Source organism: Streptomyces sp. NPDC087428 (genome assembly GCF_044744085.1).
Classification (GTDB): Bacteria; Actinomycetota; Actinomycetes; order Streptomycetales; family Streptomycetaceae; genus Streptomyces.
Map to the genome: position 1 here is coordinate 1 of NZ_JBIUXR010000003.1, position 17,139 is coordinate 17,139.

At 71.5% G+C, this 17,139-nt stretch carries 15 protein-coding genes and 1 pseudogene; 6 read left to right on the forward strand and 10 right to left on the reverse strand.

Features of this window, described 5'->3' with window-relative positions; translation table 11 throughout:
- Positions 1-986 precede the first annotated feature (986 nt).
- From ACIO3R_RS07360 to ACIO3R_RS07375, 4 genes and pseudogenes are all read right to left on the reverse strand, one after another.
- A complete protein-coding gene (locus tag ACIO3R_RS07360; RefSeq protein ID WP_402104248.1) occupies positions 987-1,547 on the reverse strand; it encodes a hypothetical protein in 561 nt (186 codons plus the stop codon).
- A gap of 68 nt (positions 1,548-1,615) precedes the next feature.
- Positions 1,616-2,995, reverse strand: a complete 1,380-nt coding sequence (locus tag ACIO3R_RS07365) for a recombinase family protein (protein WP_402104251.1) — start codon at positions 2,993-2,995, stop codon at positions 1,616-1,618.
- Positions 2,996-3,014: 19 nt separating this feature from the next.
- Positions 3,015-3,152: pseudogene (locus ACIO3R_RS07370) on the reverse strand (MTH1187 family thiamine-binding protein); the annotation flags it as partial.
- On the reverse strand, positions 3,149-3,499 hold the full coding sequence (locus ACIO3R_RS07375) for a DUF3817 domain-containing protein (protein WP_385039704.1): 351 nt from the start codon (positions 3,497-3,499) through the stop codon (positions 3,149-3,151). The gene ACIO3R_RS07375 and the pseudogene ACIO3R_RS07370, both read right to left, overlap by 4 nt.
- A 179-nt stretch (positions 3,500-3,678) precedes the next feature.
- Between ACIO3R_RS07375 and ACIO3R_RS07380 the strand changes: the two genes are divergently transcribed.
- From ACIO3R_RS07380 to ACIO3R_RS07395, 4 genes are all read left to right on the forward strand, one after another.
- Entirely contained in the window at positions 3,679-4,311 is a 633-nt protein-coding gene (locus tag ACIO3R_RS07380) for an AIM24 family protein (protein ID WP_363026987.1), read from the forward strand.
- A complete protein-coding gene (locus ACIO3R_RS07385; RefSeq protein ID WP_363026942.1) occupies positions 4,311-4,961 on the forward strand; it encodes an AIM24 family protein in 651 nt (216 codons plus the stop codon). Before ACIO3R_RS07380 ends, ACIO3R_RS07385 begins: the two co-directional genes overlap by 1 nt.
- On the forward strand, positions 4,958-5,722 hold the full coding sequence (locus ACIO3R_RS07390; RefSeq protein WP_385354885.1) for an AIM24 family protein: 765 nt from the start codon (positions 4,958-4,960) through the stop codon (positions 5,720-5,722). The genes ACIO3R_RS07385 and ACIO3R_RS07390 overlap by 4 nt, the downstream gene beginning before the upstream one ends.
- Before the next feature lie 113 nt (positions 5,723-5,835).
- Positions 5,836-6,306: a MarR family transcriptional regulator gene (locus ACIO3R_RS07395; protein WP_363026944.1), complete on the forward strand. Its 471-nt coding sequence runs from the start codon at positions 5,836-5,838 to the stop codon at positions 6,304-6,306.
- 28 nt (positions 6,307-6,334) lie between these two features.
- Here ACIO3R_RS07395 and ACIO3R_RS07400 read toward each other — a convergent pair whose 3' ends face one another.
- Together ACIO3R_RS07400 and ACIO3R_RS07405 are read right to left on the reverse strand one after the other, a co-directional pair.
- Positions 6,335-7,786 (reverse strand): sensor histidine kinase, encoded by a 1,452-nt coding sequence (locus ACIO3R_RS07400; RefSeq protein ID WP_402104256.1) that lies wholly within the window; start codon positions 7,784-7,786, stop codon positions 6,335-6,337.
- Positions 7,783-8,442, reverse strand: a complete 660-nt coding sequence (locus tag ACIO3R_RS07405; protein ID WP_385039713.1) for a response regulator transcription factor — start codon at positions 8,440-8,442, stop codon at positions 7,783-7,785. Before ACIO3R_RS07405 ends, ACIO3R_RS07400 begins: the two co-directional genes overlap by 4 nt.
- Positions 8,443-8,561: 119 nt before the next feature.
- Between ACIO3R_RS07405 and ACIO3R_RS07410 the strand changes: the two genes are divergently transcribed.
- Positions 8,562-9,167: a PepSY domain-containing protein gene (locus ACIO3R_RS07410; RefSeq protein WP_402104259.1), complete on the forward strand. Its 606-nt coding sequence runs from the start codon at positions 8,562-8,564 to the stop codon at positions 9,165-9,167.
- A gap of 41 nt (positions 9,168-9,208) precedes the next feature.
- Here ACIO3R_RS07410 and ACIO3R_RS07415 read toward each other — a convergent pair whose 3' ends face one another.
- The 4 genes from ACIO3R_RS07415 to ACIO3R_RS07430 form a co-directional block, all read right to left on the reverse strand.
- Complete coding sequence (locus tag ACIO3R_RS07415) at positions 9,209-11,437, reverse strand: protein kinase (RefSeq protein WP_402104262.1); 2,229 nt, start codon at positions 11,435-11,437, stop codon at positions 9,209-9,211.
- Positions 11,434-13,890, reverse strand: coding sequence for a PQQ-binding-like beta-propeller repeat protein (locus ACIO3R_RS07420; RefSeq protein WP_402104266.1), 2,457 nt, complete (start codon positions 13,888-13,890; stop codon positions 11,434-11,436). Before ACIO3R_RS07420 ends, ACIO3R_RS07415 begins: the two co-directional genes overlap by 4 nt.
- Before the next feature lie 207 nt (positions 13,891-14,097).
- Positions 14,098-15,057 (reverse strand): methylmalonyl Co-A mutase-associated GTPase MeaB, encoded by a 960-nt coding sequence (meaB, locus tag ACIO3R_RS07425; RefSeq protein WP_385348953.1) that lies wholly within the window; start codon positions 15,055-15,057, stop codon positions 14,098-14,100.
- A gap of 52 nt (positions 15,058-15,109) precedes the next feature.
- Entirely contained in the window at positions 15,110-16,312 is a 1,203-nt protein-coding gene (locus ACIO3R_RS07430; RefSeq protein WP_385041581.1) for an acetyl-CoA C-acetyltransferase, read from the reverse strand.
- A 134-nt stretch (positions 16,313-16,446) separates the two neighbouring features.
- On the opposite strand from ACIO3R_RS07430, the gene mce reads away from it, so the two are divergent.
- Positions 16,447-16,875 (forward strand): methylmalonyl-CoA epimerase, encoded by a 429-nt coding sequence (gene mce, locus ACIO3R_RS07435; RefSeq protein ID WP_362963190.1) that lies wholly within the window; start codon positions 16,447-16,449, stop codon positions 16,873-16,875.
- Positions 16,876-17,139: the final 264 nt, after the last annotated feature.

Below are 17,139 nucleotides of genomic sequence, written 5' to 3' on the forward strand. Positions count from 1 at the left end.
CACACGAAGGCACTCGCACTGCCCGCCACACCCGCATGATCAAAACGCCGACCGCAACCTCAACACGCCCTCGCCCCAACCATGCACGAGGTCGTAAGGCCCCGGCGGGAGCACGTCGACGAGCGAGCGGAGGAGAGTTCGCTCGCTCGTCGACGGCTCTACCGCCGGGACCGGTGCACCCCACCCCGGGAGAGGCGCCAGGGGGATGCGGCTGCGCACGGGGTCCGGGGCGAGGCCAAGAGCCTTCCGCCGCCGGATCCCGCGGTCTTTGGTTCGCGCGCACGCGCGCGTAAGCCTCTACCCTAGTTATGGGGTGGGAACGGCCATATGTGACGCGGCGCCGTGTAACAAAGCGCGTCTTGTGGTGCGGATCACACTCGCTACCGAGACTCTGACGCCGGCCACGACGCGTGACTGTGGGTATGCACACCCTGTGTGATGTTCACCCTCCGTCGCCCACGTACTGCCCGCTGAACGGGCAAGAGACTCTGTGCGCCCTCCTGCGGGCCTCCGGGGGGCGCGGATGAGGAAATCCTCACAGGAGGGCGCCTTAGGCGCCTCACGGGCCCTCCGGAGGTCTCCAGGACATCGATGCGACCTCCACCTCCGCCCCGGGGTGCTGTTCGACGTCGACGAGGGGCCGAAAAGAGGGCGCGGACACTTTGAGGACAGAATGCCAAACTAACCCCTATTTTTCCTTTCTCCTTAACGCGTGTTAGAGAGAGTTGAAAATAGGGGTTAGTTTGTCCATTCTGGCCAGACTAACCACGAAAGCAGGGCGCAAACCGTGACAAGGCGGGCACAGGTCAAATTGGGACCCTAAATCCCGGAGGGGGTCGCGCTGCAAGATCATCTGCATTCTGGACAGACTTTTGTCCAGTAGCTCCCTGGAGGGTGCGGAGGGGCGTCGATGAGGAGCCGCACCCGGACGCGACGAAGCCCCGTTCCTTTGAGCAGAACGGGGCAGCTCGTCACGCAGGGTGATGTCAGACGCCGAGCAGTAGGAGCGGTTCCGTCTCCCCGTCGACGATGTTGCGGTCAGACGGCTTGAGCACCTTCATGATGGGCGCGCAGCCGGCACAGAGCGGCACCCAACCGCCGTCGACGAACACGGGCTCTGTCGTCTCGTCGGCGTAGCACTGCACGCAGCCGGAGCAGTTCCCCAGGCAGTCCTGGCAGAACACCTCCCCGTGCTCGTTCCGCACCGTCGCTACCGTCTGGAGTTGCTGGCAGCTGTCGCACGGGGCGGCGTCGGCGTAGGGCTGCTGGACAATGACGGGAACGTCGTAGAGCGCCGCCTCCGCCTCCATGATCATCGCCGTGCCGATCGTCGACGAGGGGTCAGCGAGGGGCGGGCCGATGACGACGACGGCGGCGAACTTCCGGACGTCGACGTCACTGGACGTCGCGATCACGGTGGGGAGCCCCAACTCGTCGCAGACGTCGAAGGCAACGGCCGTCAGGTCGTCGCGCTCGTCAGAGGTGGCGACGGAGCCGACGACAAGGATCGTGTTCGAGTACATTGAGATCTCCTCTGTTGAGGACACAGCCCGGAGCCTTCCGCCAAGTCGATTCCGGGCTGTGCCATGTCTGCCGCGCGTGTACGGGCAGGGTGTTACTCGGTTTCCTGTGACTCCACGTCGTCCAACGCGTCCCGCTCAAGATCTGGACGCCGCCAGTCGATCTCCAACCGGTCTGCGCGCGCTTTCGGGTGCAGTACGACGCGCAGACCCATACTGCTCAGCAGCTGACGCTTCCCCGCCTCGTCCGATGCCTCCCACGCGTCGCCCATGGACCTCCCGGTGGGTTCCGCCACCTCACGCACCTCCGGGTCATGCGCGGCCAGGAGCGCGGCGTATGCGGCCTCCAGGTTGGCGCTCATCTCCTCGTACGTGCTCACCATGAGCGGCCCTGCCGTCGCCATCTGGGCACCGATGCGCGCGGCCTGCTCCCGGGCCTCGATCATTTCTGCCGACAGGTCGTTGCCGCCCTCAAGGTGGACTGCAACTTCTGCGAACCCTCCCCAAACCTTGAGGAACTCTTCTTCGACACGGGCGTCAAGGGTGGCGGCGTAGATGGTGACGTGCCCAAGCTTGCACTTGTACAGGCGTACGCCCTTGTCACTGGTCCCCCCGTTCAGCCGGCCATCGCATCGCCAGCAGGAGGACATGCCCGCGCACAGGGGTGCTGCCTGACGTGGTGCACGGTCCGCCCCCGTTGCGAGGTCCAGCATGCGCTGACGGACGGCGAGGAGTTCGGCCGCGGACAGGATGGGTTCCGCGAACTGGACCGGGGTCACTCCGTCAGTTGCGACGACCAGAGTGCCCTTGTGCGTGCGGTGGCCGCGGAACGTGGGTGCCTTCAGCATGCGGCGCCATTGAGGCTCGCTTAGCCCCGTCGTGCGCGCCGTGCCGGCCACGGTGCCCTCGTTGAGCAGCTCCTGCACGGCAAGGCGAACCTGTGCGGCCTGCTCCTCGTCGATCTCCAGGTAGGCGGCCCCGTCGCGACGGACTGTGCGGTACCCGTATGGGGCCCGCCCGGCGCCCCATCGCCCTTGTGAACGGCGTGTCTGGTGTCCCTCGGTGATGCGGGCAGAGATCATCCCCCGTTCCCACTCCGCGAGGGAGGCGAGCACGGTTGCCACCATGCGGCCCGTGGGCGTGGTGGTGTTCACCGTGTTGTCCGTCGTGGCGAGCCGTATGCCCGCTGACTCCGCCCATGCCACGAGGCGGAGGAACTCAGCGACGGACCGGGCAAAGCGATCCAGCTTCCATGTGACGACAACGTCAGGGCGGGAGGCCATGAGCGTGCGGAGTCCCGGACGCTCCTCAACGGGCTTGGCGCCACTGACGTTGTTGTCGATGTACTCCGCGGCCTCGTCAGGGTCGTAGTCGTTGGCCGTGAGCCAGCGACGGCACGCGGCACGCTGAGTGTCCAGGGAGGCGCTGTCATCTGCCTCCCTGGAGAGGCGCAAGTAGACTGCGGTTGAGGTCATGTCCTCAAAGCTACGCGCGCTCACCCTCGATGGAGGTGAACATGGCGTCCGTGCGGTTGGGCAGCCCGGACTCGCGGACGACGCGTACGGCGTCGGCGACGTACTCGCCGACGTCCTCGCCGACACCCAGCGGACTGACGGAGAAGGCGACGATCATGCGCTGACCGTGCCTTCCCGGCGGGCGCGGGCCGCGATGACACCGTCGGCCTCGTAGCGCTTCAGCACCTTGTCGCCGTACAGCCCGCCGAACGGCAGGACGCAGAGCAGGAAGAAGAACGCGACGCGCTTGAACGGCCACTTGGTCTTGGACCAGACGTCCAGCAGCGCCACGACGTAGATCACGAAGAGCACGCCGTGCAGCATGCCGAGCGGCATCATCAGGAAGTCGATGTCCGAGATCCGGCTCAGAACCGAGCCGAAGAGGATCAGCGCCGGGAACGAGAGCGCCTCGGGAATCGAGATGAGGCGCAGCCGGTGCAGGGCGGTAGCGGTCTTGATGTCCACGGGGGCACCTTCGGGTGGGAGGACGGTGACAGCTTGTGAACGCAGGCACAAGCGCCACCATTGTGGCACCGGCCGCTGCCCGGCAGCGTGGCGGGGGCCGTTTCGCGCCTTTCGGGCCCTTCTTGTCCTCCAATCACCGGACGGGCTCCTTTTCCGGCGGCTACCGTCGCACCGTGGCAATGTTCCGACTCCAAGGCAGCAAGACGCTCGCCGTCGACCTGACCGGCGACGCCGTCAAGGCGAAGAACGGTTCGATGGTCGCGTACGACGGCCGGATGGCGTTCAAGAAGATGACCGGGGGCGGCGAGGGACTGCGCGGCATGGTGACCCGCCGGCTGACCGGCGAGCAGATGGCCGTGATGGAGGTGAAGGGGGAGGGCACCTGCTTCTTCGCCGACCGCGCGAGCGAGATCAGCCTCGTCTCGCTGCGCGGCGAGAAGCTGTACGTCGAGGCGAGCAATCTGCTCTGCACCGACGCCGGGCTGCGCACCGGCACGACCTTCACCGGGCTGCGCGGCGGCGCGACGGGCAACGGCCTGTTCACCACCACCGTCGAGGGCACCGGCCAGGCGGCGATCATGTCGGACGGCTCGGCCGTGGTGCTGCGGGTCTCCGCCCAGTACCCGCTCTTCGTCGACCCGGGCGCCTACATCGCCCACCAGGGCAACCTCCAGCAGCACTTCCAGTCCGGGGTGAACTTCCGGACGCTGATGGGCGAGGGATCGGGCGAGTCCTTCCAGATCCGCTTCGAGGGCGAGGGGCTCGTCTACGTCCAGCCCAGCGAGCGGAACACGATCGGGGGCGATGTCTGATGCCGTTCCGTGAGATCAACTCGAAGATGGTCGAGGCGACGGTGCTCCCCGGCCAGAAGATGTTCAGCCAGCGCGGCGCGATGCTGGCCTACCGCGGCGAGGTGTCGTTCACCCCGAACATCCAGGGCGGCCAGGGCGGGGTGATGTCGATGATCGGCCGCCGGATGGCGAACGAGGCGACGCCGCTGATGACGGTCGAGGGAAGCGGCACGGTGATGTTCGGTCACGGCGGCCACCATATCCAGGTGATCAACCTCGCCGGGGACACCCTCTACGTGGAGGCCGACCGGCTGCTCGCCTTCGACGGCTCACTCCAGCAGGGCACGATGTTCATGGGTTCGCAGGGCGGGGTGATGGGCATGGTGCGCGGCCAGGTCAGCGGGCAGGGCCTGTTCACCACGACGCTCAAGGGCCACGGCGCGGTGGCGGTGATGGCGCACGGCGGGGTGATCGAGCTGCCGATCACCCCGGGCCGCGAGGTGCATGTGGACCCGCAGGCCTACGTCGCCCACCACGGCGACGTGCGCAACAAGCTCTCCACCGCGCTCGGCTGGCGCGAGATGGTGGGACGCGGCTCCGGCGAGGGGTTCCAGCTGGAGCTCAGCGGCAGTGGCGCGGTGTACGTCCAGGCGTCGGAGGAGAAGCTGTGAGCACGCCCGTGGTCTTCGATCCGATGACGCTGCCGTCGGACGACAACGTCAACTCGTACACCTTCTGTGTGGAGCTCAAGGGGAGCCAGTGGTTCCTGCAGAAGGGCAAGATGATCGCCTACTACGGGCGGATCGAGTTCAACGGCATCGGGCACGGCCGCTTCGAGCGGCTGGTGCGCACGAGCTTCCACTCGCCGCTGCACGCGAGCGACTGGGTGGTGGCCGAGGGCAGCGGGAAGATGCTGCTCGCGGACCGGGCCTTCGACGTGAACTCGTACGACCTGGAGGACGGGAACCTGACGATCCGCTCCGGCAATCTGCTGGCCTACCAGCCGACGCTGGCGCTGAAGCAGTCGATCGTGCCGGGGTTCCTGACGCTGATCGGCACCGGGAAGTTCGTCGCGGCGTCCAACGGTCCGGTGGTCTTCATGGAGCCGCCGCTGCGGGTCGACCCGCAGGCGCTGGTGGGCTGGGCGGACTGCCCCTCGCCGTGCCACCACTACGACCACGGCTACATGGCGGGCGTACTGGGCGGACTGCGCGCGTTCACCGGGATCGGCGGCGCCTCGGGCGAGGAGCACCAGTTCGAGTTCGTGGGCGCGGGTACGGTGCTGCTCCAGTCCACCGAGGTGCTGATGGCCGAGCAGCCGACGGGGGCGACACCGCAGCAGGCGGGGGTTCCGGGCGGCGGTGGTCAACCTGGGTCCACCCCCCGCACCCCCGGCCGCCCTGGGGACCTCCAGCGTCGCTTCGGGTTGTGAACGGTACTCTGCGCAGTGTGACGCCGAACGTCAGCACCCGGCTCGTAAGCGCGTGCCGGGCGTCACATCAACTGACTTCGTCCGGATTTCAACTTCTTAGGTAGAATCCATATATGGAGACCGAGACGGCCACTCGCTGGCTGAGCAACGCGGAGCAGTGCGCCTGGCGCACCCATCTGGATGTCAGCAGGCTGCTGATGCACCAGCTGGAGAAGGACCTCCAGCCGTTCGGCCTGACCAACAACGACTACGAGATTCTCGTCAACCTCTCGGAGTCCGAGGACCAGCGCCTGCGGATGAGTGACCTCGCCACCGCCACTCTGCAGTCCAAGAGCAGGCTCTCGCACCAGATCACCCGCATGGAGAGCGCGGGCCTGGTCCGCCGGGAGAACTGCGAGTCCGACCGGCGCGGACTGTACGCGGTCCTCACCGAGGCAGGCGCGGAGACGATGCGGAAGGTGGCACCGCACCATGTGGCATCGGTGCGCAAGCACTTCATGGACCTGTTGACCCCGGAGGCGCTGGAGCAACTGCACGCGGCCCTCGCCCCGGTCGCCGACCACCTGCGCGCACGCCGCGTCTGACGGAGATCCGGAACACCGGGGGCGGCGCTCAGCGGGGGCCCGGCAGCCACAGCTCGAACCGGGCACCGCGCTCCCCCGCACCGGCCGCGGTCAGTCGGCCCCCGTGCCGGCCGGCCACGTCACGGGCGATGGCGAGGCCCAGACCGGCCCCGCCGTCGTCGCGGGCGCGGGCGTCGTCCAGGCGCACGAAGCGCTCGAAGATCCGCTCGCGCTCCGCCTCCGGCACCCCGGCCCCGTCGTCCGTGACCACCACGGCCACCCCACCGCGTTCCGCGCGCACCTCGACCGCCACCGAACTCTCCGCGTGCCGCTCGGCGTTGTCCAGCAGATTGCCGATCACCCGGACCAGCTGCCCGCGTGAACCGGTCACTTCCAGCCCGCCGGGCTCCGGCACGGACACCGTCACCGCGATCCGGTCGCCGATGCGCTGCGACACCTCCTCCCGCACCAGTGCGCCGAGGTCCAGCCGCGCGTTCCCCGGCCGCTCCCCCGCGTCCAGCCGGGCCAGCAGCAGCAGATCGGCGGCCAGCACCTGGAGCCGTACGGTGTCCGCGACCGCGCCCGCCACGTCCAGCAGCTCCGGGTGCGCGGCGCCGACCTCCAGCTGGGTGCGGAGCGAGGCGATCGGGGAGCGCAGTTCGTGCGAGGCGTCCGCGACGAACCGCCGCTGCCGGTCGACGGAGGCCTCCAGGGCGGTGAGCGTCTCGTTGGTGGTACGGGCCAGCCGGGCGATCTCGTCGCGCGAGGCGGGCTCCGGCACCCGCCTGCTCAGATCCTCCGACGCGGTGATCGCCGCCATCTCGCGCCGGATGCCCTCGACCGGGCGGAGCGCCCGCCGGGTCACCAGCCAGGTCACCCCGGCGACGACGAGCAGCACGACGGGCAGCCCGGCCAGCATCGCACCGCGCACGCTCGCGACGGCCCGCTGCTCCGCGGCGAGCGGGGCACCGGCGTGGACGGTCAGGGTCAGCCCGGCGGAGTTCGTCGCCTCGACGGAGGCGAACCGGTACGCGGCGCGGTCGCCGTCGACGGTGGCGGTGCCGTTGCCGAAGCGCGGTTCGTCGGTGGAGACCTCACCGCGTCCGGGGTCGGCGCTCGCGGCGTCGTCATCGCCATCGTCGTCGTCGCGGTCCCGGCCGTCGTCGCCCTTCTCCGGGGCGGCGGGCGAGGGCTGCGGGGTGACCCGGTCCGTGCCGGTGCCGGAGATCGCCTCCAGGTCCTCGGAGACGGCGACCACCCGCCCGTCCTCGTCGGTCACCTGGACCGGATGGTCCTCCCCGTCGCCCGTCTCCAGCTTGTCGTACGGCACGTCGAGGGCCAGCTGCCCGGCGGTCTCGCGGGCCGCCACCTCGGCCTGGAGGCCCGCCTGGTCGGTGAGGTTGGCGCGCAGGACGAGCAGGACGCCCAGCCCGGCGGCGACGACCGCGAGGGCGACCACCACCGTGGCACCGAGCGCCGCCCTGGCCCGTACCGATCTCACAGCGCCTCCAGCCGGTAGCCGGCGCCGCGCACCGTACGGATGGCGGCCGCGCCGAGCTTGCGGCGCAGCGTGCTCACGTACACCTCGACGATGTTCGGGTCGCCGTCGTAGGCGAAGTCCCAGACGTGCTCCAGGATCTCCGCCTTGCTGACCACCTGGCCGGCGCGCAGCGCGAGCTGTTCGAGCACGGCGAACTCCTTGGCGGTGAGGGCGACCTCGTCCTCACCGAGGTGGACCCGGCGGGCGGCGGTGTCCATCCGCAGGGAGCCGACGGTGACCACCGGGGAGGCGGAACCGCCGCGCCGGCGCAGCAGCGCGCGGACCCGGGCCACCAGCACCACGTAGCTGAACGGCTTGGTCAGATAGTCGTCGGCGCCGGTGTCGAGGCCCTCCGCCTCGTCGTACTCCCCGTCCTTCGCCGTCAGCATCAGGATGGGCACCTCGTGGCCGGCGGCGCGCAGCGCGGCGCAGACCCGGTAGCCGTTCATCCCCGGCAGCATGATGTCGAGGACGACCAGGTCGTACGCGCCCTCGGAGGCCCGGTGCAGCCCTTCGAGCCCGTCGTGCACGACGTCCACGGCGAATCCCTCGGCGGTGAGCCCCCGGGCCAGGGAGATCGCCAGCCGCTTCTCGTCCTCCACGATCAACAGGCGCATGTGCACAGCCTCGCAAACCGAAGCTGAAGACGGCTTCAGGTGGCTTCAGGCTGCGTTCAGCATCCCCCCGGCACTGTGGTCCTCGTCGCAACGGACCATCCGATCGGGGAGGACCCCTCATGAAGCGAAAGATCGTCATCGCAGCCGTCACCGCGGCCGTACTCGTCGGCGGCGGGACCGCCACGGCCGTCGCCCTCGCGGGCGGCGAGAGCCACGGCCCGGCAGACCGCAGCAGCACCGCGAGCGACGGCTCCGCCCGTGTCACCGTCGGCGACGCGGCCAGGGCCGCCGTCGGGGCCGTCCCGGGCACGGTGACCGAGGCCGAACTCGACGACGAGGACGGCCGGCTCGTCTGGGAGCTGGAGGTGTACGGCTCCGACAAGTCCTGGCACGACGTGACGGTGGACCCGGGCAACGGCAAGGTGCTCGGACAGCACGTCGACCACGACGACGACAGCGACCGGCGCGCGCCCCGCGAGACCTCCGTCACGCTCGACGAGGCGGCCGGCGCCGCGCTGCGCTCCGTGCCCGGCACGGTGACCTCCGTCGAGCTGGAGGACCACGACGGCCGCAGCGGCCGGGCGGTGCACTGGGAGGTCGACGTCCGGGGCGAGGACGGCGGGAAGCACGAGCGAGACGTGGACGCGAAGACGGCGAAGGTCACCGTGGACCGGTCGGACGACGGCCGCGGGCACGACGACGGCGACGACGGCGACGACGACTGAGGCGGCCGCCGCCGTCCTTCCCCGGAGGCCCCCGGCAGCCCTCAGGGGATGTAACCGGAGACGACCGTGCCGTCGTCGAAGGTGAGGAACACGACGTCGCCGACGGCCAGCAGCTGCGGCGGGTCGCCGGGCGGGTAGGGGACGCCGGTGTAACCGGTGATGTTCGCTGGCTCCCCGTCCTCCCGCCGGTACGCGCCCACCCCCGTGCCCTTGGCCGCGAGGATCTGGTCGCCCGCCACCGACGGTTCGCCGCCCCCGTCGGCGAACCGGTCCTGCGGCCACTTGGGCCGGCCGTCGGCGGCGTCGAAGGTGTAGAGGCGGTCGTCGCCGGCGACCACCACGGTTCCGTCGTCGGTCAGCGCCACCGGGTCACGGACCGCCATCTCCTGGGCGATGATCCGGTGCTCCCCGGGCCGGGTCACGTCCTTCATGACGGCGACTCCCGTGCCCGCTGCCCGGCAGACCAGCAGGCGGTCCCTGAGCGCCGGGTCCCGGCACGGGAAGTCGTTCGCGGAGAGGCGTTCCTTCACGGTGCCCGTCGTCCCGTCGACGATCCGGGTGTCCCCGGCGACCACGACCAGCCGCCCGTCATCGGCGACCAGGGCGGGCCGGGTCCCGTCGTAGGGCTTGTTCCACAGTTCGCGCCGGTCACCCGTGAGCCGGCGGGCGGCCAGTCTGCCGGTGGCCGCGGTGCCGCCGCCGGTGACGTAGTAGAGGGTGTCGCCGTCCTGGACGGCGGCCGAGCCGGTGTGCCCGGCGGGCAGCTTCGCGCGCCACCGCTCCTGGCCGTCCGTGATCCGGTAGCCGACCAGTGCCTGGCCGACGAATGCGTACACGGTCCCCTCGGTGAAGCCGGCGACCAGGGCCGGCCCGGCATCCCGCGCCCCCTTCGGGGTCCGCCAGCGCCGTGTGCCGTCGGCCGCGTCGAGCGCGGTGACCCCCTTCGGTCCGCCGCACAGCAGGGACGATTCGGCGAAGCTGCAACCGCCCGAGCCGCCCTCGACCGTGGCCTTCCACGCCTTCCAGCCCGCGGGCCGGGCGGACTGATCGGTCGCGGCCTCGCCGAAGTCCCCGGTCCGGCCGCTGTCGGCCCGGGGAAGCGCGCGCACATCGGCGGCCTCGGCGGCACGGGAGGCACCGGCGCCGGGAGCCGTGGACCGGGCGCCGTCCTCCGGACCGCCGCGGGGGCCGGGGTCCGGCCAGAGCACGTAGCCCAGCAGCAGGCAGGCCGTGACCGCCACGGCCGCCGACACCACCCGAGGCGCCCGGCGGCGGCCCGCCGGCGCGGCCTGCCCGGCCCCGGGCAGGGCGGCCGGCGGGCGGGGCGGAAGCGGTGGCACGACGAACGCGGGGGCCTGCTCGGCCGGAGCCGCGTCGGCGCACTCCCCGGCCGCCCGCTCGTAGTCCGTCTGCTGGGCCCGTACCCCCGGTGTCCAGGGGAACGGCACCGGCACCTGCTCAGGGAGCAGCAGGGCGGCCAGCTCCCGGGGGGCGGGGCGCCGCTCGGGGCGCGTGTCGAGGCAGCGGGCGATCACCTCGCGCAACGACGCGGGCACACCGGAGAGTTCGGCCTCCCCGCGGGAGATCCGGAAGATCACCGCTGCCATGTCGGAGTCGTCGAACGGACCGTGTCCCGCCGCCGCGAACGTCAGCACCGCGCCCAGGCAGAACACGTCGGAGGCGGGCACCAGCGCCGCCGAGCCGTCGACGTGCTCGGGCGAGATGTATCCGGGGCTGCCGACCACGACCCCGGTACGGGTCAGCTGTGTGGCGTCGAAGGTCTGGGCGATGCCGAAGTCGATCACCTTGGGCCCGTCGGGGCCCAGGAGCACGTTGCCCGGCTTGAGGTCGCGGTGCAGCACACGTACGGCGTGCATGTCGGCGAGCGCCAGGGCCAGGCCGGCGCCCGTGGCCCGCACCACCCGCTCGGGCAGCGGCCCGTCCCGGGACACCGCCTCGGCCAGTGAGGGGCCCGGGACGAACTCGGTGGCGAGCCAGGGCGTCCGGGCCGTCGTGTCGCCCCCGACGAACGCGGCCGTGCGGGGGCTGCGCACGGCGGCCGCCGCCTCGGTCTCCCGCCGGAACCGGACCCGGAACCCGTCGTCCAGGTCGAGTTCGGGCCGTACGGTCTTCAGCGCGACGAGACCCCCGGCGGGGTCCCCGGCCGGCCGGGCGAGGTACACCTCCCCCATGCCGCCCGTGCCGAGGAGGCCGAGAATCCGGTAGGGGCCGATCCGCGTCCGGGTGCCGGGGGCCAGGCGTTCGATCATGACGCGGACGGGCGGGGCAGCGGAACGGAGAACACCCTGCCGCCGTGCTGAATGACGTACACGGCTCCGCCGACCGGCAGTACCTCCGGCGGCAGCACCTCCTCGGACATGACGAGGCCCCACTGGAGGGTGTCGTAGTCCTTGCGCGGTTCGGGTCCCGGAGCGCCCTTGAGCGCGGTTCTGCGCAGCGGGCCGGGTGCGGACCCGTCGTGCAGGGCGACGCTGTACAGGCTGGTGCTGTCCGCCCACACCAGGGTGTCCGCGACGATCATCGGGGACGAGGCGGCGTTGACGCTGCCGCTGAACGACCTCCGGTCCAGCGGATAGCGGGCAAGGCGCTTGCCGTCGTCCCGCCGGACGAGGACGATCTCCGGGTCGATGTCGTCCTCCTCCCAGGGGAGGGCGCCCCGGACCAGGACCGCCACATGGTCGTCGACGGCGACGAGGGTGGCCTCGTCGGTGAGTTCGTCGGGCAGCGGGATCTCGCCGGCGGATTCGAGCGAGGGGATGCCGAGCCGCTGGACGGCCATGTGCTCGCCGTCGTTGGAGTACGTGTACGCGGCGCAGTAGACGTGCGGGGCGCGGACCAGCGCGTCGTGGCACCGGGAGGTCTGCCCGCCCTTCGCGCGGCCGAGTTCGGTGCCGTCCTCGGTGCGCAGGGCGCGCAGTCCGCCCTGTCCGAGCAGGTAGAGGACCCCGTCCCTGGTGGCCAGCGGCCAGAAGTCGTACACCTCGGCCTTCGCGAGGTTCTCGCCCACCAGCGGTCTGCGCCACTTCTCCTTGCCGGTGGCGAGGTCGAACGCGGCGATCCTGGCGCCTTCCGGGCCGGGGCCGACCGCCGCGAAGACCCTTCCGTCGGCGACCAGCGGGGCGCTCTCGAAGCCGTGAGAGGATCCCGCGCGGGACTCCCAACGGGGCTTTCCGGTACGGGAGTCCAGCGAGACGAGCCGGCCTCCGGTGGCGAGCAGGACCTGATCGCCGTAGACCGCGGGCCGGGTCGATCCGGACGGCATGAAGACCTGCCCCGTGGGGCTGATCCGGGCGCCGGTCTCATCGGCGTCCAGCCGGGCCGAGTACGTCCACAGCTTCTTCCCGCCGGCCGGCGAGAGCGCCTCGTACGAGCCGGCCGTGGTGCGGCAGACGAGTACGTCCCGGCCCGCCGCGCAGCCGAACGGATGCCCGGTCGTCCGGGCCTGCCAGGTGCGCCACCCGGCCGGCCGGACGTCACGGCCGTACGGGACGGTGCCGGAGCCCTCCCGGCCGCCCTGGGCGTCGATACCGGCGAGCACCGTCGCCGGGTTCCCCGGATCGCCGTCGCCGCCCTCGTCGCCGCCGCGCAGCGCCAGCAGGCCGCCGGTCGCTGCTCCGAGCAGGACGAGCGCGACGAGGGCCGCCGCGAGGTTCCGGCGCCGCCGGGAGCGCGTAGGCCCGTCCGTCCCCGGTCCCTGGGTCGGCACGATGTGCAGGCCCGGCGCGAAATCCGTTCCCCGCGTGGGCAGTTGGTGGGGCGCAGCCCGGCTGCCCGTGGCCGCCTCCGTGGGGGTGTATCCCGGTAGCAGCGGCCCGTCCAGCGCGCCGACCCGGGCCAGCTCCCGTCCGTACTCCGCGATCTGCCCGCCCACCGGGGCGGGCCACTGCGAGGCGGCGCCGGGCGTGAGCCGTTCGGCCAGTTCGGCGGCCGTGGGGCGGGCGGCGGGGTCGGCGGTCAGGCAGTCCTCCAGGACCGCGCGCAGCCCCTCGGGGACCTCGTCCAGGTCGGCCTCGACGTACTTGACCCGGTAGAGGACCGCGGCGACGGGCCCGTCCCCGAACGGGTCGCGGCCGACGGCGGCGAAGCAGAGCACAGAGGCGAGGCAGAAGATGTCGGAGGCCGGGACGACGCGTCCGCTGCCCGCCACGTGTTCCGGCGACATGAAGGCGGGGCTGCCGACCATCCGGCTGGTGGTGGTGAGCGGGGTGGCGCAGGTGTCCCGGGCGATCCCGAAGTCGATGAGGCGCGGGCCGTCGGCGGCGAGCATCACGTTGCCCGGCTTCACGTCGCGGTGGACGATGCCCGCCGCGTGGACGGCCGCCAGGGCGCCCGCGAGTCCGGCGCCCAGCATCCGCACCTCGGCCTCGCCCATCGCTCCCGCGCCCCGGACGGCGGCGGACAGTGTGGGTCCGGCGACGTACTCGGTGGCGAGCCAGGGCACTTCGGCGTCGGCGTCCCCGTCGAGCAGTGGCGCGAGGCGGGGCCCGCCGACGGACCGGGCGACGGCGATCTCGCGGCGGAAGCGGTCGCGGAAGCCGGGGTCCCGCGCCACGTCGCGGCGGACGGTCTTGACGGCGGCCGGGCCCGAGCCGTCGCCCCGGTCGCCGAGGAACACCTCCCCCATGCCGCCCGCGCCGAGCCGGGCCCGTATCGCGTACGGGCCGATCCGTCTGGGCGAGTCCTCACGCAACGGACTCAGCATGTGCCGCTCCCCCCTTGGCACGCGTGACACGTGACCGGCGGCAATCGTGTCACGGCCGGGGCGGGTGCGGCAGGGCGGGAAGACGTGAACGGCGCACTCCGGCCGCACGGCTGACGTGTTATCAGCCATCGGGCCGGAGTGCGCCGCGCCGGGTGCCCGGCGCGGCCCGCACGCCGCGCCGGGAACGGGAAGGAGCCGCCCGGCGGCTCAGTCCTGCCCGGTCAGCCCCGCCACCAGTTCGTCGGCCGCCGTGTACGGGTCGAGCCGGCCCGCCACGATGCGCTCCGCGAGAGCGCCGAGGCGGCGGTCGCCGTGCAGGTCGCCGATGCGTTCGCGGAGCCGGGTGACCGCGATCGTCTCGACCTCGTGGGCGGCGCGGGACGCGCGGCGCTCGGCGAGCACCCCGTGCTCCTCCATCCACGCCCGGTGCTTCTCCAGCGCCTCGACGACCTCGTCGATGCCCTCGCCCCTGGCCGCGACCGTCTTCACGATCGGCGGCCGCCAGTCGCCGGGGCCGCGGGACGCCCCGAGGCCCAGCATGTGGTTGAGCTCGCGGGCGGTGGCGTCCGCGCCGTCCCGGTCGGCCTTGTTGACCACGTACACGTCACCGATCTCCAGGATTCCGGCCTTGGCCGCCTGGATGCCGTCGCCCATGCCGGGGGCGAGGAGGACGACGGAGGTGTCGGCCTGGGAGGCGATCTCCACCTCCGACTGGCCGACGCCCACGGTCTCCACCAGGATCACGTCGCAGCCCGCCGCGTCCAGCACCCGGATCGCCTGCGGGGCCGCCCAGGCGAGGCCGCCGAGATGTCCGCGGGTGGCCATGGAGCGGATGTAGACGCCCGGGTCGGACGCGTGGTCCGACATCCGCACCCGGTCACCGAGGAGCGCGCCGCCGGAGAAGGGCGACGACGGGTCGACGGCGAGCACGGCGACCCGCTTGCCCTGCCGCCGGTACGCGGAGACGAGCGCCGACGTCGATGTCGACTTGCCGACACCGGGTGACCCGGTCAGACCGACGACACAGGCGTTGCCGGCCAGCGGCGCCAGGGCCGCCATCACCTCGCGCAGGTGCGGCGACGCCCCCTCCACCAGGGAGATGAGCCGGGCCACCGCCCGCGGCCTGCCCTCGCGGGCCTGCTCCACCAGGGTGGGGACGTCCACCATCACCGTTCCGTCTCCTCGCTCGCTGCGTGTTCTGCGTACTACGTGCTACGTGCTACTTGCCCGGAACACGGAGGATCAGCGCGTCGCCCTGACCGCCGCCGCCGCACAGCGCCGCCGCTCCGGTGCCGCCGCCGCGCCGCTTCAGCTCCAGGGCCAGGTGGAGCACCACCCGGGCGCCGGACATCCCGATCGGGTGGCCCAGCGCGATGGCACCGCCGTTGACGTTGACCTTCTCGGAGGTCACGCCGAGGTCCTTCATGGACTGGACGGCGACGGCCGCGAACGCCTCGTTGATCTCGATGAGGTCGAGGTCCTCGACGCCGATGCCCTCCTTCTTGAGGGCGTGCCGGATCGCGTGGGACGGCTGGGACTGGAGCGAGTTGTCCGGGCCCGCCACATTGCCGTGGGCGCCGATCTCGGCGATCCAGTCCAGGCCCAGCGCCTCGGCCCTGGCCTTGCTCATGACGACGACCGCGGCGGCGCCGTCGGAGATCTGCGAGGAGGTGCCCGCGGTGATCGTGCCGTCCTTGGCGAAGGCGGGGCGCAGCCTGCCGAGCGACTCGGCGGTCGTCTCGGGGCGGATGCCCTCGTCCTTGGAGAAGAGGACCGGGTCGCCCTTGCGCTGCGGGATCTCGACCGGGGTGATCTCGGCCTCGAAGAGCCCGTTCTTCTGGGCGGCGGCGGCCCGCTGGTGGGACTGGGCGCCGATCTCGTCCTGGGCGGCGCGGTCCAGGCCCAGGCGGGTGTTGTGCTTCTCGGTGGACTCACCCATCGGGATGTTCTCGTAGGCGTCGGTCAGGCCGTCGTACGCCATGGAGTCGAGCATCTCGATCGCGCCGTACTTGTGGCCCTCGCGGGACTTCGGGAGCAGGTGCGGGGCGTTCGTCATGGACTCCTGGCCGCCGGCCACGACGATCTCGAACTCACCGGCACGGATCAGCTGGTCGGCCAGCGCGATGGCGTCGAGCCCGGAGAGGCACACCTTGTTGACGGTGAGCGCCGGGACGCTCAAGGGGATGCCCGCCTTGACCGCGGCCTGCCGTGCCGGGATCTGCCCCGCCCCGGCCTGCAGCACCTGGCCCATGATCACGTACTCGACCTGGTCGCCGCCGATGCCGGCCCGCTCCAGCGCCGCCTTGATGGCGAAGCCTCCGAGGTCGGCCCCGGAGAAGCTCTTCAGCGAGCCGAGGAGACGGCCCATGGGCGTACGGGCGCCCGCGACGATCACAGAAGTCGTACCGGTCGTTCCTGACATGAGGCACAGCCCCTTGGATTAGAAGTGAACGAGGGTTTACTTGAATGTACTGAGCGGTACCCGGCCCGTCATCCGGCGGCGGGTGTGATCGCGCGCACGTTGCGTAACCAACCGCGGAGCGCTGCACTGTTCCCATGCTGACGCGAATCGACCACATCGGGATCGCCTGTTTCGACCTCGACGCCACCGTCGAGTTCTACCGCTCGACCTACGGGTTCGAGGTCTTCCACTCCGAGATCAACGAGGAGCAGGGCGTACGCGAGGCCATGCTCAAGATCAACGAGACGTCGGACGGCGGCGCCTCCTACCTCCAGCTGCTGGAACCGACCCGCGAGGACTCCGCCGTCGGCAAGTGGCTGGCCAAGAATGGCGAGGGCGTGCACCACATCGCCTTCGGTACGGCCGACGTGGACGCGGACGCCGCGGACATCCGGGAGAAGGGGGTCAGGGTGCTGTACGAGGAGCCCAGGACGGGGTCGATGGGATCCCGGATCACCTTCCTGCACCCCAAGGACTGCCACGGTGTCCTCACCGAACTGGTCACGTCCCGGACGGAGCACTGACCGGGAAGCCGCTGCACGGATCCAGCCGGAGCGGGACAACAGCTTCTCAGGGATACCCGGCCCGGTAGAGTGGGCTGTTCCGGGCCGGGGCCGGGTCGGGGCGCGCCGCGCCCTCAGCCGTTGATCTGTCACCATTCCCGGGGGGACCGTTCGCCGGCGGACGGTACTCGTTTGGAATTGCGATCAGGGTTGGGGTCTCCCCTGCTCAGTGCGGCATCCCCTGCTCGAACGAAGTTCAGGGCCTGGGGAACAAGTTGAGGGTTC

Coding starts and splice junctions, on each gene's coding strand:
- ACIO3R_RS07380 (WP_363026987.1), top strand. CDS start 3,679: ATGTTCCGACTCCAAGGCAGCAAGACGCTCGCCGTCGACCTGACCGGC.
- ACIO3R_RS07395 (WP_363026944.1), top strand. CDS start 5,836: ATGGAGACCGAGACGGCCACTCGCTGGCTGAGCAACGCGGAGCAGTGC.
- ACIO3R_RS07365 (WP_402104251.1), bottom strand. CDS start 2,995: ATGACCTCAACCGCAGTCTACTTGCGCCTCTCCAGGGAGGCAGATGAC.
- ACIO3R_RS07385 (WP_363026942.1), top strand. CDS start 4,311: ATGCCGTTCCGTGAGATCAACTCGAAGATGGTCGAGGCGACGGTGCTC.
- mce (WP_362963190.1), top strand. CDS start 16,447: ATGCTGACGCGAATCGACCACATCGGGATCGCCTGTTTCGACCTCGAC.
- meaB (WP_385348953.1), bottom strand. CDS start 15,057: ATGGTGGACGTCCCCACCCTGGTGGAGCAGGCCCGCGAGGGCAGGCCG.
- ACIO3R_RS07415 (WP_402104262.1), bottom strand. CDS start 11,437: ATGATCGAACGCCTGGCCCCCGGCACCCGGACGCGGATCGGCCCCTAC.
- ACIO3R_RS07430 (WP_385041581.1), bottom strand. CDS start 16,312: ATGTCAGGAACGACCGGTACGACTTCTGTGATCGTCGCGGGCGCCCGT.
- ACIO3R_RS07405 (WP_385039713.1), bottom strand. CDS start 8,442: ATGCGCCTGTTGATCGTGGAGGACGAGAAGCGGCTGGCGATCTCCCTG.
- ACIO3R_RS07420 (WP_402104266.1), bottom strand. CDS start 13,890: ATGCTGAGTCCGTTGCGTGAGGACTCGCCCAGACGGATCGGCCCGTAC.
- ACIO3R_RS07410 (WP_402104259.1), top strand. CDS start 8,562: ATGAAGCGAAAGATCGTCATCGCAGCCGTCACCGCGGCCGTACTCGTC.